General features: G+C 24.7%; 14 protein-coding genes. 8 read left to right on the plus strand and 6 right to left on the minus strand.

Annotated elements, in window-relative coordinates:
• Positions 1-266: 266 nt before the first annotated feature.
• Positions 267-632, minus strand: coding sequence for an HIT domain-containing protein (locus Lyticum_RS03280; protein ID WP_322498909.1), 366 nt, complete (start codon positions 630-632; stop codon positions 267-269).
• Positions 633-951: 319 nt separating this feature from the next.
• Here Lyticum_RS03280 and Lyticum_RS03285 point away from each other — a divergent pair, with 319 nt between their 5' ends.
• Complete coding sequence (locus tag Lyticum_RS03285) at positions 952-1662, plus strand: hypothetical protein (RefSeq protein ID WP_322498910.1); 711 nt, start codon at positions 952-954, stop codon at positions 1660-1662.
• 226 nt (positions 1663-1888) lie between these two features.
• On the opposite strand, the gene Lyticum_RS03290 is transcribed toward Lyticum_RS03285, so the two are convergent.
• Both Lyticum_RS03290 and Lyticum_RS03295 read right to left on the minus strand, forming a co-directional pair.
• Complete coding sequence (locus Lyticum_RS03290) at positions 1889-5599, minus strand: hypothetical protein (protein WP_322498911.1); 3711 nt, start codon at positions 5597-5599, stop codon at positions 1889-1891.
• 104 nt (positions 5600-5703) lie between these two features.
• A complete protein-coding gene (locus Lyticum_RS03295) occupies positions 5704-6354 on the minus strand; it encodes a hypothetical protein (protein ID WP_322498912.1) in 651 nt (216 codons plus the stop codon).
• Between the two features lie 255 nt (positions 6355-6609).
• Here Lyticum_RS03295 and Lyticum_RS03300 point away from each other — a divergent pair, with 255 nt between their 5' ends.
• The 4 genes from Lyticum_RS03300 to Lyticum_RS03315 all read left to right on the plus strand — a co-directional run bounded on the left by Lyticum_RS03300 (position 6610) and on the right by Lyticum_RS03315 (position 9549).
• Complete coding sequence (locus Lyticum_RS03300) at positions 6610-7359, plus strand: F0F1 ATP synthase subunit A (protein ID WP_322498913.1); 750 nt, start codon at positions 6610-6612, stop codon at positions 7357-7359.
• A 104-nt stretch (positions 7360-7463) separates the two neighbouring features.
• Positions 7464-8066, plus strand: coding sequence for a NifU family protein (locus Lyticum_RS03305; protein ID WP_322498914.1), 603 nt, complete (start codon positions 7464-7466; stop codon positions 8064-8066).
• Positions 8067-8091: 25 nt separating this feature from the next.
• Positions 8092-8928, plus strand: a complete 837-nt coding sequence (locus Lyticum_RS03310; protein ID WP_322498915.1) for a TrmH family RNA methyltransferase — start codon at positions 8092-8094, stop codon at positions 8926-8928.
• A gap of 105 nt (positions 8929-9033) precedes the next feature.
• Positions 9034-9549 (plus strand): dihydrofolate reductase, encoded by a 516-nt coding sequence (locus tag Lyticum_RS03315; protein ID WP_322498916.1) that lies wholly within the window; start codon positions 9034-9036, stop codon positions 9547-9549.
• A gap of 128 nt (positions 9550-9677) precedes the next feature.
• Here the strand turns inward: Lyticum_RS03315 and Lyticum_RS03320 are convergent, their stop codons facing one another.
• Positions 9678-10973 carry a hypothetical protein gene (locus Lyticum_RS03320; RefSeq protein ID WP_322498917.1) on the minus strand — a complete coding sequence of 432 codons (1296 nt, stop codon included), beginning with the start codon at positions 10971-10973 and terminating at the stop codon, positions 9678-9680.
• Between the two features lie 231 nt (positions 10974-11204).
• On the opposite strand from Lyticum_RS03320, the gene Lyticum_RS03325 reads away from it, so the two are divergent.
• Complete coding sequence (locus Lyticum_RS03325) at positions 11205-11849, plus strand: hypothetical protein (protein WP_322498918.1); 645 nt, start codon at positions 11205-11207, stop codon at positions 11847-11849.
• 53 nt (positions 11850-11902) lie between these two features.
• Here the strand turns inward: Lyticum_RS03325 and eno are convergent, their stop codons facing one another.
• Positions 11903-13240: a phosphopyruvate hydratase gene (gene eno / locus Lyticum_RS03330; RefSeq protein WP_322498919.1), complete on the minus strand. Its 1338-nt coding sequence runs from the start codon at positions 13238-13240 to the stop codon at positions 11903-11905.
• A gap of 56 nt (positions 13241-13296) precedes the next feature.
• Entirely contained in the window at positions 13297-14139 is an 843-nt protein-coding gene (gene fliP / locus Lyticum_RS03335) for a flagellar type III secretion system pore protein FliP (RefSeq protein WP_322498920.1), read from the minus strand.
• Between the two features lie 156 nt (positions 14140-14295).
• Between fliP and Lyticum_RS03340 the strand changes: the two genes are divergently transcribed.
• Both Lyticum_RS03340 and Lyticum_RS03345 read left to right on the plus strand, forming a co-directional pair.
• Positions 14296-15450 (plus strand): hypothetical protein, encoded by a 1155-nt coding sequence (locus Lyticum_RS03340; protein ID WP_322498921.1) that lies wholly within the window; start codon positions 14296-14298, stop codon positions 15448-15450.
• Positions 15451-15491: 41 nt separating this feature from the next.
• On the plus strand, positions 15492-16385 hold the full coding sequence (locus tag Lyticum_RS03345) for a ribose-phosphate diphosphokinase (RefSeq protein WP_322498922.1): 894 nt from the start codon (positions 15492-15494) through the stop codon (positions 16383-16385).
• Positions 16386-16721 lie beyond the last annotated feature (336 nt).

Below are 16721 nucleotides of genomic sequence, written 5' to 3' on the forward strand. Positions count from 1 at the left end.
TTTATACTTCTTCTCCATTAATCTTTTATATTGAACTTTTTACTAATATTTTTTTTAAAATATTCTTTTTATATATTTTTATATACTTTTTAATTTAAAGTTCTATCTTTTTATTATACTCATACCACATCTTTCTAATTTTTCTAATTTTTTTATTTCTCCTTATTATTTTTTGCTATTTGCTATCTTTGCAACAGTTTAAAACTAAACCTACGCACAGCCAACATGTTAATAAATATGATCTTCCGTATGATATGAATTTTTCATTATAAACTTTTCATTTGTACCATTTCACCAAGGAAATCACCACCTAATATATGATAATGAAAATGATAAATTGTCTGCATTCCATGTATTCCAATGTTAGTTGCTATACGATATCCACTATTTTTGAGATCAAGTAACTCAACTGCTTTATTTATTGCATCTGTGAGCCCATGTATTTCATCTACTGATGCTTTCGTATAAAAATCATTCCAATGAATATATTCTTTTTTAGGAATTGCTAAAGCGTGAACTGGAGCATTAGGATATAAATCATGAAAAACTAAAGCAAAATTATTCTCATAAATCTTATCACAAGAAATTTCTCCTCTAAGAATTTTTGCAAAAACATTTTCTTTGTTGTACATTTGTAATAACTAATAAATAATAACTATAAAAAATTAACAATTAACAATTCATTTATTAAAAAAATAAATATAAATAATATATATATGTATAAAGAAATAATTACACATAAATATAAATAATAAATGGTATTGTTTTTAATGTCTATTAAAAAATTTTAATCTATTCTACTAATTCTACTATTATTATTGCAATTTCTACAAATAACGCAATAAAAACAGATAATATAAGTATTTAATTAAATTTATTATTGTATTTTGTGAAAATATATATTATTATTCAGAATATTCAAAACAACAACTCATAAAAAAATAAAAATTTATGCAAAATAATCAAAGAATTCCTGATGAACAACAAAAACAAGATTTTTTAAAATTATATGAAATATATCTAAAGTATTCTATTATTCCTAATCAAAATAACAATAATGTAAGACTTAATAATATCCTTCTAGATCTTCAAATATTTTCTGGCCGTTTCATTATAAATAGTTTTAACGAAATTCTACATATTCAAAGTAATAATATTAATATAGATGATCAAAAATATATTAATATAGATGATATGAATACTTCTCTCTCTTTGCATGTAGAATATTTTCTAAATGGAGATATCATACAAAATATTAAAATGAATGCCAAGAATTCGAGTGAAAGTCTACTTAAAAAAACAGCAAATGAAATAGGACAAGAACAAATAAATGATATCAAGACATTCTTATCTATATCAAAAAAATACAATATTATCAACCAAGAAAACTATCATCTTGAGACTTTAAAATATAATCTTATCGATAGATTCTGTCCTATTAAAGCATACATAAATAGGAAGAGAAATACTATTATGGTTTTAAGAACAGCAATAAAAAACGCAGACAAAAAAATATCTAATATTCCGGCAATTCTACATTCATATTCTGTTATGATTTTTTGTATTTTTATATATAAGTCATATAGTATATGTAATCGTATAGGTAAAGGTATAGCTAAAATTTTTACTTCTAAAAATAATAATAATTCTATTAGGAGATAATACTATAGAAAAAGATAAAAATTGTAATTATATTAATCATAAAGTATTGAAATTAATTATAAAATTACATATTATTTATCATTTTTTACTATAATTTATCATTTTTTACTATATTTTAAATACAAAATTTTTAAATACAAAATAGATTATATTTGTATTTGTATAATCAGTAAAAGTAGAACTATATAATAAAATATTTAAATAAATTCCACTTTTACTAATATTTTCAAGAAATTTGAGTACTATTTCTTCTTTTTTTATCATTATTATTTAGATCATTATTATTTAGATCATTATTATTTAGATTTAGACTTTTTGATCTTTTTCTATTTACTTCTCCTAATACTACTGCAATACCATTAATCTGTTCATTTAGATTTTGCGCCGGCTGTTGTCCTTCCCCATGTTGTAGTCCTTCCACCTGCTGTTGTTGTTGACCTCCTAGTCCTTTTTGCGCCTGCTTTGGTACTTCCCCCGGCTGTTCTTGCACATTCTGTTGTACTTCTAGATTAGGCTCTTTATCTAGATCTACTTGATTCCCCTGATCAATCTTAATACTCCCCTGCTGCTGTCCTTCCACCTGCTGTTCTTGCACATTCTGTTGTTCTTCCCCCTGCTGCAGTCCTTGTTGCACATTCTGTTGCACCGGCTCTTCTTGCACATTCTGTTCTACTTGCACAGGCTGTTGTACTTCTAGATTAGGCTCTTTATCTAGATCTACTTGAATCTCCTGATTTTTTTTCTTAATCTTCTGCTGCAGTTCTTGTTGCACATTCTGTTGTTCTTCTAGATTAGGCTGTTCATCTAGATCTACTTGAATCCCCTGATCAATCTTAATCTTCTGCTGCTGTCCTTCCACCTGCTGTTCTTGCACATTCTGTTGTTCTTCCCCCTGCTGCAGTCCTTGTTGCACATTCTGTTGCACCGGCTCTTCTTGCACATTCTGTTCTACTTGCACAGGCTGTTGTACTTCTAGATTAGGCTCTTTATCTAGATCTACTTGAATCTCCTGATCAATCTTAATACTCCCCTGCTGCTGTCCTTCTAGGTTGTTTTTAGGCTGTTCTACTTGCACTTGACCTCCTAGTCCTTGTTGCGCCGGCTGTTGTTGCACATTCTGTTCTACTTGCACCGGCTGTTCTACTTGCTGTTCATCTAGATGACTCCCCTGTTGCTGTTCTTGTTGCTGCTGTCCTTCCACCGGCTGTTTTTCTTGCACATTCTGTTCTACTTCTACTTGATTAGGCTGTTGTCCTTCCACCGGCTGTTGTTGCGGTTGTATTTTCTGCAGTGATTTCTCTAGGTCTTGTATTTGTTTTTGTTGATCCAACTGTTGTAACTGATTTAGGTTTTGTTGCAGGTCTTGTATTTGCTGTTGTATTTGCTGTTTTTGCTTAGGTTGTTGTGGCTGCTCTAGACTTTGTTGCAGATTTTCTATTTGTTGTTGTATTTGCTGCTTTTGTTGTATTTGTTGCTGTACTTCCACTAATTTTTGTTGCATTCCCTGTATTTGAGCTTGTTGGTCTTGATTCAGCTGCGGCTGCTGCTGCTCCTGTATTTCCACTAATTTTTGTTGCAGTTCTTGCATTTTCTGTTGCTGCTGTATTTGTTTCTGTATTTGTTCTAGAGTTTTATTTACTTGCTGCTGCTGCTCACCGTCCAACCATTGCGCTTGCTGTTGTATTTCTTTTAGTTTTTGTTGTAGTTCTTGTATTTGTACTTGTTGGCCTGGATTCAGCGGTTGTTGTTGTACTTCTGCTAGTTTTGTTTGTAATTCTTGTATTTTCTGCTGTATTTGTGGTAAATGTATAGATGCTTTTTCTAATTCTGTTTTCTTAGTTTTCTGATTAGAATTATTTTCATAATTTACGCAAATATCTCTTAATTTCTTTGCTTTTTCTTCTGGTAATGGGTAATGATCTCTCCATTTTTTCTTAGCAGCATTAATCCCTTCTTTAAATGGATTTTTTCCATTTATTATACCTTTAAATGCACCTTTTAGAAAAGCAGCACTTGTAGATATAGAAGCAGTAAAAAATTTTATCACAGATACTACGCCACCTATAAAAGTTTTTTCGTCTTCATTAATAAATAAAAGCGCAAAAGGTCCTAAAATTAATGACCATGCTGCAAATTCCTTAAAGCCGCTAAAATAATTAGAAATATTTTTAGGTGGTTCTGGTTTATTAGGATCAGGAGTAATCCATTCCTTTGCTTGATCAGATAATGATTGAAAAGTTCCCTTTTTTGTTACACCAAACGGATCTTTTTTCATTGATTTTTCTATTTTATCAATCGAAATAGGTTTTTTATATTTTAAATCAAGATTATAAGCTCTTGATTCTCCATATGTAATACCTGATCTAGCATGTAATTTTAATTTACTAGCGAATTGAGTTATAGTTTGGTCATTTAAACTATCAAGATCAGTCTTTGAAATAATTGCATAAAAATAATTTGCATGTTTAAGATAAAATTCATCATTTCTTTGTTGTTCATTTTCCCCATTTTGAGGAAGAGTATCAGATAGGATTAAATGTGCTAATTTGCGAGCATTATCCTTTATTTTTCTTTCTTTTGCTGATTGTGAATTATTTGAAAAGTTATTTTCTAATAACTTACGTTGAATTATATCGTTTGATTTTACAATATCACTAATCTCTCCTTTATTATCAGATTGATATTTTTCTAATTGTTTTAAGAATTTTTCCTTATTTATATCAAGATCTGCTTTTAGTTTATTGACACTATCTTCTAGAGTCTTAAGATCTGCTTGATTAGAATTATCTCCCTGAGCTTTTTTTTCTTGCAATTTATTTGATTCCTCTTCAAAATCTTTCTGTAATTTTACACAATTGTCTAATTCTTGTTTAAAATTAAAATTTTCATTATTAATTTTAAAATTAAATGCTTCTTTAAATTTGTCTGATCTATTTTGATCTTTTAATATATTACTTAAAAAATCCTGCATGTCTTCATCTTTGCTCTGATGAAAACTTCTATTATTGTCTTTTATTGAACTTTTTTGTATCATCATATCTGTTAATGATAGCATATCACTATATATTTCAGATTGATCAACTTTTTTAAATTCTTTAACTAAATCATCTAACTTTTCTTTTTCTATATTAGAAAGAAATTGGAATTCATCATCATTCTTAATAGTATTAATAATACCTTGAGTTTCTTCATTAGTTAATTTTTGTTTTATATCATCTTTAAATTTATACCCATTGATAAGATTAATGAATTTTATTTTATTATCATTCGATAGATGATTATTATCCAATAGATGATTATTATCCAATAGATGATTATTATACAATAGATTTGCTTTTTCCATTCTATAAAAAAGATTCATCTTAAATTCGGAGATAGTTCTATTATATTCAGGTTGACCTTTAACTGAACTATTATCTATTATATTAAGACTTTTTTCTCCAAGTTCTCTTGAATAGTTTTCCTTAATAAGATCAGGAGTATTTCCAATGGTATGATTTAACATTTCTAGACGCCATGAGAACTTACGACTGTTCTCATTGAAACCACTCTTCATCATACCATTATAGAGTTCAAGTAGTATTTTTTTATCAATAAGGTCTTTGTGTTGAATTATACTTTGTTTGAAGCTTTGCTGATTCTGATCCTCATTTGCATTTCCAAAACTATCACTTTTAATTCTTTGATCTTCATCAGAAATTACATTCTGTAAGTCATTTTTTTGTACAGGAACCTGTGGATTTATCGGTGGTTGAACAATATCTTGTTGATCTGCTTCTTGTGGTTGAACAATATCTTGTTGATCTAAGTGTTCGTTATTATTATTATGATTATTTTCTTCTTGGTTATTATGATCATTTTCGTTTTGTGGTTGATCATCATTCTGTTGATCTAACTGTTGTTGTTGTTGTTGTTGTTCTTCTTTGTTATTATTCATATATATATTAAAATATAAATTTTAAGTTAAAAATTTTTTATTATATAATTATTTATGCAATTATTTAATAATTTGTTATAATAATGAATTACATAATTTTAATTTTAGATTGATCTACCTAATTTTTGATTTTTTTGAGTGAATCCATTTATTTCTTTATTATTAACTGCTTTCTGGAGAATCCCAGTAACGCTACTTATTTTTTTTTGAAGTTCTTCATTATGTAAAATAGAAGTTTTATTTTTTGCTCCTGGTGATTGTTTTATATAATCAGGTGCATCTAATCCATCTCTAACAATTGCACTAAAATTATTTGCAATTTCTTTATTTTTACCTTTATCTTTTTGTCTCTCTTTGCTTTTATCTTTAGATTTTTGTTTTTCCCTACTTTTATCTTTAGATTTTTTTAATTGTTGTTTTTTTTCTAATTTTTCTTTTTCTATAGAATATTTTTGATTAAGATTCTTTGCTTTATTTAGTAATTTTTCTAAAATTTTTTGTTTATCTTTATTTTTTCCATTTTTTCTAGTTTTTTTTATAAAAGAAGAAAAAATTTTTTTTCCTTTTGGAGTAAGTTTATTATAGTGTTTGATAAATTTATTTCGTTCTTGGATATCTAATTCAGCTGCGAAATCATTAACTATTTTGTTATATTTTTCAAGAGTATTTCTAGTATATAATGTTTCTGATTGTTTAAAAACATCTTGTAAAGCAATTTTTAAAATATTAGTAATTTCCTTGAGATTATTTTTCATAACTTAATATTTGAGGATAATAGTTTTCTATTAATTATTAATACTTTATAATTATAACATAATATACAAATTTATTTAATAAAATTTTTAAAAAATAATAAATATTAAATAAATCAAAATAAATAACATTATTAGAGTAACTATTAAATTAGTATAATATTAATATTATATTCTCAATTTTTACTTTGTTAATTTTTTATTTATATGATATTATTCTGAAATAATTACTATTAACAGACCAATTATTTTAATTATATGGCATTTAATCCAATGCATCAATTTGCAGTAACGAGATTACTTCCTTTATATTTACCATGGGGGATAGATATCTCTATAAGCAATGCAGCAATATCAATGCTAATTTCTCTTTTGATAGTAGTATCTATGGCATATATATCAAGAATTTATAAAGATCGTGCTATGAAAAATCCTGTATGTAAATTAACTAAATTTCATATGCTTTTTGAATTAATATATCAAATGATTGAAACTATGTTGATTAGTACATCTGGACAAAAAGCATTAAGATTTATGCCATTAATATTTACAATATTTTTATTTATTTTACTAAATGATCTTGTTGGTATGATTCCAGCAACTTTTGCTGTAACTAGTCATATTGCGGTTACTTTTTCTATTGCTATTGTGTTATTTATCGGTATGACTATATTTGGAATATGTAAGCATGGTTTTAATTTTCTATCATTATTTATACCTAAAGGAGCACCATTCTTCATTTTACCAATGATGTTTGTAATAGAATTATGTATTTATCTTGCTAAACCAATAAGTTTGAGTTTGCGATTGGCGGCAAATGTTATGGCTGGTCATATCATATTAAAAGTCATTGCTTATTTAGTTGTATCTTCTGGTGTAATGGGATTTCTTCCTTTTGCATTACTGATAATACTAACAGGTTTTGAAATATTTGTATCAATATTACAAGCTTATATTTTTACAATGTTAGTTTGTGTGTATCTTAATGATGCAATTAATTTACATTAAAAAATTTATAAATATAAAAATAAATATAAAAATACTAATTAAAAATATCATATAAGTTAAAATATTATATTAATATTATAATAATATTATAAATTACAAAAAACATGTTTATTCAGATAGTAGAAACACCAAATCCAAATACATTGAAATTTATTCCTGGAATAAATCTTTTGGAAGAAAAAAATAAAACTTATCATTTTGATACTGTTGATAGTTGTTCAATATCTCCTCTTGCATTGTCTATAATGTCTATCCCGTCAGTAAATAAAATTATGATCGCAAATGATTTTATATCTGTGACTAAAAAAGAGGAAGCAGATTGGATTACAACAAAGACATTAATTGTAACAACTATTATTGATCACATATCTCAAAATTATCCAATTTTTTTAGAAGAACATGATATTATTAATCATTCATTAAAAAATAATTCTTTTTTAGAAAAAAATACAGAGAAAGATAACATTAATGAAGGAATAATATCTCATATAAAAGCTTTAATAGAAGAAAAAGTTAGACCTGCAGTAGCAATGGATGGTGGAGATATCGAATTTGTTTCTTTTGATAGTGGGATTGTATACCTTAAAATGCATGGTGCATGTTCGGGTTGTCCTAGTTCATCTTATACTTTAAAAAATGGAATTGAAAATATGTTGAGATACTATATACCAGAGATTCACTCAGTTGAAAAAGTTGAGGATTATTAATAAATATAATCTTATAATTTCAATAATGAAAAATTCAAATAAAAATTCGAAGTATTATAATAAAACAAATAAAGACTATTATTGGATGTATGGTAAGCACACTGTTTTACATGCTTTATCTAATCCAAATCGTAAATTTCTTCAAATTATAGCAAGTCTTAATGGATATGATTTTATACAAGAGAATATAAAGACTTTATCTAAGATAAATAGAGAAATAATAAGTAATAGATTAAATTTAATTAATATAGTTAAAGATAAGGAATTATTTACTAAAATAACTAAATTATCATCAGAAAATGTTATACAAGGTATAGCTGCAAATATAAAAAAACTTATTCAACCTGATATTAATGAAATAATTTCAATAGGAAAAAAATTCCTTATGCTAGATAAAGTAAGTGATCCTCATAATATTGGTGCGATAATAAGATCAGCGGAAGCTTTTAGTTTTGATGCTATTATTGTTCCTAATGATGGATCACCGGAAGAAAATGCAACAATTGCTAAAAGTGCAGCAGGTAGTATAGAAAGAATACCATATATTTCTATTGTAAATTTAGTCCAACTTATCAGAAAACTAAAGTCTCAAAATTATATTATTATAGGATTAGATGGGTCTTCATCTGAAGATATTACAGCTCTTTTATTTGATTTGAATAATAAGAAGTGTGAGTTAAAGAAAGTATTTATTTTAGGAAATGAGGAGAATGGTTTAAGGAAATTAGTAAGAGAAAATTGTGATTTTATTGCTAAAATAAATATAAATAATACTTTAGAAAGCCTTAATGTTTCAAATGCTGCAGCAATTACTATGTATACTGAACAAATATCATCAAAATTTTCTGTAAAAGTCATATAAATATATAAATATAAAATTTTTACTATAAATCATATCTATAAATCTATAAATCAGTATATAAAATAAAAAAATCAGAAAATATTTAAAAGCATAAAAAATCATAATATGAATATTATAGGTATTATGGCGATGACAAAAGATGGAGTTATTGGATGTTCTTCGAGTAATACAGGACTTCCATGGTATTATCCTGAAGAAATTAAGCATTTTTCTTTTACTACATTAAATAATATTATCATAATGGGCAGTAAAACTTATTATTTTTTATCAAAGAAATTTTTATCTTCTAGATTTACTATTGTTTTATCTCGTCAAAACAATATAAAACTACCATTTGCTACAATTTGTTCATCGCTGGAAGATTGCATTAATATATTAACAAAAATCACGTTAAATAAACCAAAATCCAAAATTTATATGATAGGTGGAGCAACAATAGCTGAATTATTTATTAAATCTCAATTATTATCATATTTTTTATTAACAGAAATTCATTATCCATATCAAGGTGATATACATCTTGATATGAAATATTTTCAGAATTGTAATAAAATTATTATTACAAAATGTAAAAATTACACAATTTTTTTACTAAAATTTAAACATTATCTACTTAAATAAATATTTTATTTTTCTCTACTTTTATCTTTAGATTTTTTTAATTATTGTTTTTTTTCTAATTTTTCTTTTTCTATAAAATATTTTCGATTAAGATTCTTTGCTTTATTTAGTAATTTTTCTAAAATTTTTTATTTAGTTATACCAGGATTTATTTCATTTGTTTTTTCTTTTATAATCATTTTGAAAGATTTTTTTTGATTATCAGTAGATTTTTTATGTTTTAATCTAACGTTATTTTGACCTCCAAATCCAATAATTCCTTTATTATCTAAGCTTTGTTCAAATTTTGCTATTTTTTCTTTAAAATTTTTAGTATTATTTTTAATTGATTTTTTCTTAGTTTTTTCACCATTTTTTTGTCTTTGTTTAACAAAAGCTTCTTTTATAAATTCCTCTGATGATTTGCTTATTACGGCATTATATTTAATTCCTATAGCTTCAAGAATTCCAATAATGGATTCTCTAACGATTTGAGTTATTAAGGAAGATTCAATCTTAGGTGCATCTCCACCTTCAATTTTTATATTTGCATTTTTTTTATATGATATAATTGCACTTGCAATAAGAATACCAATTCCTATAGCAATAACAGGATTAATAGGTGCTACAATAGCAGCTAGAGCTGGAACAATATTAAATACAAGAATTGGGGTTGCTACCATTGCTGTAAGTATCAAAAATCTAGCTGTATTAATTTTAATTCTATTAAACATTGATATTTTATCTGCAAATACAGTAATTTTATCTTCTTTTAATATATCTAAATTTAAATTAGGACGATTTTTTTGTGCAAATATCATAAAAGGTGTGATAAATCTTGTAAAATCTGGACTATTAGCTAGATTTCCTAAATTATCTGTTTTTTGTCCTAGATAAATGAATTCATTATCTTTTGTAACAAGAATCTCTGCACATTTTTGTATTTTTTCTTTTTGTCGTTTAAATGTTTTAATATTACTATCTATAAAATCATCATTATTTATTTTATCTTGATCTTTTTCATAAATAACAGGAATAATATTCCCATTCTCAATCTTTAGATCAGCGCCTGTTAATTCTCCACTTAATTTTGCAAATTCTTGAACTTCATCTGATATAATCCCTTTATCTTTTTTATTTATTTCCTCTAGAAGAGATTGATAATTTTTATTTGTTAATATAGTCTTAAGTTGAGTTCTTAATTCATTTTCTTTTTGTTGGTCTTTTTCTGTTAGAATTCTATCAAAAAAAATCCATTGTACGGCTTTTAAAGCTTCGGCAACTTGTGGTGATTTAATTGTATTATATTTATTCTTCTCATTAAGATCGTTTATTTTACTAATAAAGTCCTTAACAGGTTTATCATCATCTGTATTTAAATCAGGATTAAGTTTTAAACAAGCTTCTAATATTGATTTTTCATATGATTCTTCTTGATTTTGCATAAAAAAATATTTTAATATATAAAATTAATATTATTAAATTAATTATATATTATTTTATAACAATTTTTTTTTAATTGCTATAAAATTTGATTTAAATATCAATTTAAACTTATAAAAAAAACAATATGATAAGAATTATGTTGATATATCTTTTATATGAAGATATATTCTAATTATATAATAATATAATAAATACTTAAATTATAATCTATAATCTTAAATTATAATCAGATGATACAAGAACAGATATTTAACGATGTAGGATATGATCCCGATATAATCAATGCTATATCTTCTGTTCCTAGAGAAATTTTTTTACCTGAGAATCTACATCCTATTGCATATTCAGATCGTGATTTCTTTCCATATATTCCTTCTATAAAAAACACGGCAATTTTTTGTTTTTATATTAGAAAATATACGGAAGAAAATCTAAAAATATTAGAAAATATAAATAATATTGCAATTATGAGCTGTAGTAAGGGATACCTTCTTCATGTTCTTGCTCATCTCAAGTTAAATTCTATAGGTATCACCGAATCACCTGATGATATCAATAGAGGTATTGAAATTTTAGAAATAATAAAAAATAATAATCTAAAATCTGAATCTATTTATAAAAATATAAAAATTTCTTTTTCAAATAAGTTACAACAGAAACCATATAGCATTATAGTATATCAAAACCCTATTATGAGTGGATATGAAGAAAAAACAGTAGATGATATTATAATAAGAAATTTAATAGATAATAGAGGAATATGTATATATATTCTTTATGAAAAAAACATTGGTAAAATTATATCTTCTACTAAAAATGGCACCAATATTACAAAAGAAGTTATAAAATCTTTTGCAATTTGTAATAAAATATAACAAAATATTAATAATTTTAAATTAAATATTAACAATTATTTGTTTTGAATACATTATTTGTTTTGAATACTTAAGTATTCATCTATACGCAATAATTCATTATATTTTGCAACACGTTCACCTCGGCAAAGTGCTCCAGTCTTGATATAAAGAGCACTAACTGCTACTGCTAGATGTGCTATAGTTGTATCTTCTGTTTCACCAGATCTGTGTGATATAATGGGTATATATTTATTATTATAAGCCATTTGAATTGCAGCTATTGTTTCACTTAAAGTACCTATTTGATTAGGTTTTATTAAAATAGAATTTCCTATTTTATATTCTAATCCCTCATAAATTTTATTAACATTTGTAACAAATAAATCATCACCAACTAATAATACTTTATTACCAAGAGCTTTAGTAGCAAGTTGCCATCCTATAATATCTTGATCTGCAAATGGATCTTCTATAGACATTATTTCAGGATATTTTTCAATAAGAAAGCAATAAAAATCTATCATTTCTATACTATCTAGTTCTTCTCCTTCAAAAGAATATTTTTTATTTTTCCAGAATTCTGAAGCTGCAACATCTATTGCTATTCTAACTTTATCATTATAACCTGCAGATTTTATAGCTTCTTTTAAAATATCTAAAGCTTGATTTGTTTTTTGTATTCTTGGAGCAAAACCTCCTTCATCTCCAACATTTACTCCTAGTTCTTTATTTATCAAAATTTGTTTTAATGAATTAGTAATTTCATTAGCCATTTTTAATTTTTCCGTTATGTCTTTACCTCCTACAGGTACAATCATAAATTCCTGTATATCCAGCATATTATCAGCATGTTGTCCTCCGTTAATGATATTAAACATAGGCGTAGTAATAACTCTCGATTCTAGATCGGTGTTATCTAACATAAAATTTTTATTATCTGATAAATCAATTTGAATATATTTATTATTTATATTATTTTTTTGCTCATAATTGCTAAATTCTTGTGCAATATATTGAAATAATGGTTTATTAACTTTTTTTGCAAATGCTTTTGCTGAAGCTAATGAAACAGCCAATATTGCATTTGCACCTAGATTAGCTTTATTATATGATCCATCTATTTTGAGTAGTGTATTATCTAATTCTATCTGATTAGAAAAATTACAACCAACGAGGGCATCTGATATAATAGTATTAATATTATATACAGCTTTTGATACACCTTTTTTACCATATGCTTCAGAAAACACATCACGCAACTCAAAAGCCTCATATTGACCTACTGATGTTCCAGAAGGAACTGTCGACCTTCCCATTATATTATCTTCTATAAATACATCAGCTTCAACTGTAGGATTTCCCCTAGCATCAAATACTTGTCTTCCTATAATTTTTTTTATTTTAAACATATATTGCGAATATAGAATATAATGTTATTAGTTTTGTTATTATAAAATAATATTTTTTATAGACCATAACCTTTAATTAAACTTCCACATAGTAAATACCATCCATCAATCATAACAAAAAATATAACTTTAATTGGTAAACTAATCATTGCCGGAGGCAGCATCATCATTCCCATAGCCATTAAAACTGATGCTACTAATATATCAATTACTAAAAATGGTAAAAAAAGTAAAAAACCTATTTGAAACGCTTTTTTCAGTTCGCTTATCATAAATGCTGGTATAAGACAATATAATGGTGCTTTATCTATTTTATGTAAATTCAGTTTTGCTATATCAATAAAAAGCTTTAATTCCTTTTTTGGTGTATTTTTTATCATAAATTGTTGAAAAGGATATACAATTTTATCCCAAGCTTCTTCTTCTTTTATTTTTTGCTCAATAAGTGGGCGTATTCCCTCATCATAAGATTTAGTTATATAAGGTTGCATAATAAATAATGTTAAGAAAAGTGCAAGCCCTGTAACTACTGCATTAGGAGGAGTTTGTTGTAATCCTATTGCACTGCGTAATAACGAAAATACAACAGATATTCTAGTGAAAGATGTTACCATCATTATTAATGATGGAGCAACACTTATTAAAGTTATTAGACCAAGCATTTGAATCACTCGCCCTGTAAAGCCACTATGTGTAATACCAGTTTCGTTATTTGATATATTAAGATTAAAACTAGTATTACTTTCGCTTGCGAATACTAGATTTGGTATAATAATTAAAATCAGTAAAAGTATTAAAATATAATATTTATAATATTTGGCATATATTTTATATCTACTACAAGGATAAATATTATTTATTTGACATTTGTTATAAATATTTAAATATATGGAAAGCATTTATAATAATTTTATTTCTATTAAATGATTTACTTGTGTTTAAAGATGACGACTGATAACCTTATTAACATTCATTATTTAATACAAATTGTATTAACATTTTGATAATTTTACTGTCAGATTATATAAATTAATTTATACATAAAAATATATCTAATGCTTGATAAAATAAAAGAATTGAGAGAAAAATTTTATAAACATACTGATGAATTAAAAAAAACAGGGTTTAAAAACTATATTGTAAAATATAAAAGTATAATTCAAGAACATGTATTAGAAATTAAAGAAAAACTCAGTAACCTTGAAAAAACTAATTATGACTTAGCATTATATCATTTCAATTCTGGTAATAACAATGATGCTATAATGCGTTTTAATATTGTTCGTATTATATGGAAAAATAAAGATCCGAAGATAGATTATTATATGGGGAGAATATACACTATTAATCAAAAATATTCTAGAGCTAAAATATATCTAGATCATTATATCAGAAGTGGTGATCAAACATTTTTTCAAGAAGCTGAATTTTCAAATATTATTGCTTATCATTTGTCAAAAAGAGAACCTGATTCAATAGATCAAATTAACAAAAAGATAACAAGTATTCCACAAAAAATAATTCAATTACGATATCAGCAGAATAGCAACCTTAATAAAAATAGTAAAGCTATTGAAAATATATTAGATATTAAAATTAGTATTGTAAATATATTATCTAAAATTAATCCATATACTAAGAATCCACATAATAATAATATTATAGAAATAGGATGTGGTAGTGGTATTATAGGATCTATTTTAAGAAAAAAAATGATCTTTAACTTATTAGTAGGTTTTGATTATTGTCAAAATGATATATTATTAGCTCATAATAAAAATTTAGGAAATATATACAATGAATTAATTTTTATAAATGATATATTTAAAGATATATCAAATAACTTAAGTAAATATAGCATAGCAATTATCTATGAAATTATAAATTATATTAATGATATTAAATTTATTATAAATAATTTTGCTCATTGTGAAATATTAATTATTTGTTTTAGAGGTGATAGTACAATACAAAAAGAAGACATTTTTAAATTTAATGCATATCGTGAGGATTTTACTTTTTCTCCATTAGGAGTTCAGGAAATTTTTGAAACTCATGGATGGTATTTAATACAAAATATAGATAATGGTAGTGTATTATCTTCCGCCAATGATAAAAGACATTATTATACCATGGCATTTGTAAAAGATATAGCTTTAGTGGAAAAAAAAGATATAATTTTTGATGAAAAAATAGAAACAGAAATATAAATTAATACAATTACTTTATAATAATAATTAATTGTAAATTAGTGGTAAAAATCATTGGGTCTGGGAAATATAAAAAATTTTCCAAAGATATCGCATGTATATTAAATATTGATTATATTAATGTCATTATAAATAAATTTTCTGGGAATGAATTCCACATTAAATTGAAATCATATCTTTATGATGAACAAGTTATTATAATTCAATCAACATGTAATCCTGTTAATGATAATTTGCTAAAATTACTACTTTTAGTAGATTCCATAAAATTATCTGGAGCAAGAAAAGTAATATCTGTTATTCCATATTTTGGATATAGCAGACAGAATCAATACAATCCGTTAGAACCATGTTCTATGAAAGTTATTGCAAAAATATTAAAAACTGCAGGAATTGATCATGTTATAACGTTAGATTTACACTCTAAAGAATCTAAAGAATATTTTGAAATAGGGATTGAAAACCTCGACATTGAATTATTATTTCCATTATTTATCAATAAAATTAATAATATTAGTAATAAAATAATTGTCTCACCAGACAAAGGAAGTATAAATCGAGCACAAAGCCTAGCAAAAGCTTTATATTGTGATTTTGTGTTTCTTAATAAAATAAGAACAGAAAAAAATACTTGTAATATGTATGATATTAGTTCGAGTATAAAGGGTAAAAATTGTATTATTATTGATGATATTATTGATACTGGTGAAACTATAATAAAAGCTTCAAATTTATTAATGAATAATGGTGCTAAAAGCATACAAGTGATTGCAACTCATGCTGTATTTTCTAGAAAAACAGAGCAAAAACTAATATCTTCTTGTATAGAAAAATTATTTTTAGCAAATACTATACAAAGAAAATTTAACAATCCTAAATTTTATACACTGAATATTACATCAATATTAGCAGATGCTATAAAATTAGTTATATGAATATAAATATAATTCAATAAATATTTTTTTTATATTTATATATACTTTATATAATTTAATTTATTTTTATACAATATTTATATATACTTTATATAATTTAATTTATTTTTATATACTTTATATTTATTTTAAATAAAACATCCATCTCTTATAAGTAAATCAACAGGATCAATAAATTCAATAAATATTTAAATAATCTAATAATTTATTAAAGAAATGAAGTATAAGAACTAGAATAATTCTTATTTTTTTTATATTTATATATACTTTATATAATTTAATTTATTTTTACATACTTTATATTTATTTTAAATAAAACATCCATCTCTTATAAGT

The organism is Lyticum sinuosum, assembly GCF_034471385.1.
GTDB classification, from domain to species: domain Bacteria; phylum Pseudomonadota; class Alphaproteobacteria; order Rickettsiales; family Midichloriaceae; genus Lyticum; species Lyticum sinuosum.

Bases quoted from the DNA above. Each gene is read 5' to 3' on its own strand.
- Lyticum_RS03280 (WP_322498909.1), bottom strand. From the start codon at position 632: ATGTACAACAAAGAAAATGTTTTTGCAAAAATTCTTAGAGGAGAAATT.
- Lyticum_RS03285 (WP_322498910.1), top strand. From the start codon at position 952: ATGCAAAATAATCAAAGAATTCCTGATGAACAACAAAAACAAGATTTT.
- Lyticum_RS03290 (WP_322498911.1), bottom strand. From the start codon at position 5,599: ATGAATAATAACAAAGAAGAACAACAACAACAACAACAACAGTTAGAT.
- Lyticum_RS03295 (WP_322498912.1), bottom strand. From the start codon at position 6,354: ATGAAAAATAATCTCAAGGAAATTACTAATATTTTAAAAATTGCTTTA.
- Lyticum_RS03300 (WP_322498913.1), top strand. From the start codon at position 6,610: ATGGCATTTAATCCAATGCATCAATTTGCAGTAACGAGATTACTTCCT.
- Lyticum_RS03305 (WP_322498914.1), top strand. From the start codon at position 7,464: ATGTTTATTCAGATAGTAGAAACACCAAATCCAAATACATTGAAATTT.
- Lyticum_RS03310 (WP_322498915.1), top strand. From the start codon at position 8,092: ATGAAAAATTCAAATAAAAATTCGAAGTATTATAATAAAACAAATAAA.
- Lyticum_RS03315 (WP_322498916.1), top strand. From the start codon at position 9,034: ATGAATATTATAGGTATTATGGCGATGACAAAAGATGGAGTTATTGGA.
- Lyticum_RS03320 (WP_322498917.1), bottom strand. From the start codon at position 10,973: ATGCAAAATCAAGAAGAATCATATGAAAAATCAATATTAGAAGCTTGT.
- Lyticum_RS03325 (WP_322498918.1), top strand. From the start codon at position 11,205: ATGATACAAGAACAGATATTTAACGATGTAGGATATGATCCCGATATA.
- eno (WP_322498919.1), bottom strand. From the start codon at position 13,240: ATGTTTAAAATAAAAAAAATTATAGGAAGACAAGTATTTGATGCTAGG.
- fliP (WP_322498920.1), bottom strand. From the start codon at position 14,139: ATGCTTTCCATATATTTAAATATTTATAACAAATGTCAAATAAATAAT.
- Lyticum_RS03340 (WP_322498921.1), top strand. From the start codon at position 14,296: ATGCTTGATAAAATAAAAGAATTGAGAGAAAAATTTTATAAACATACT.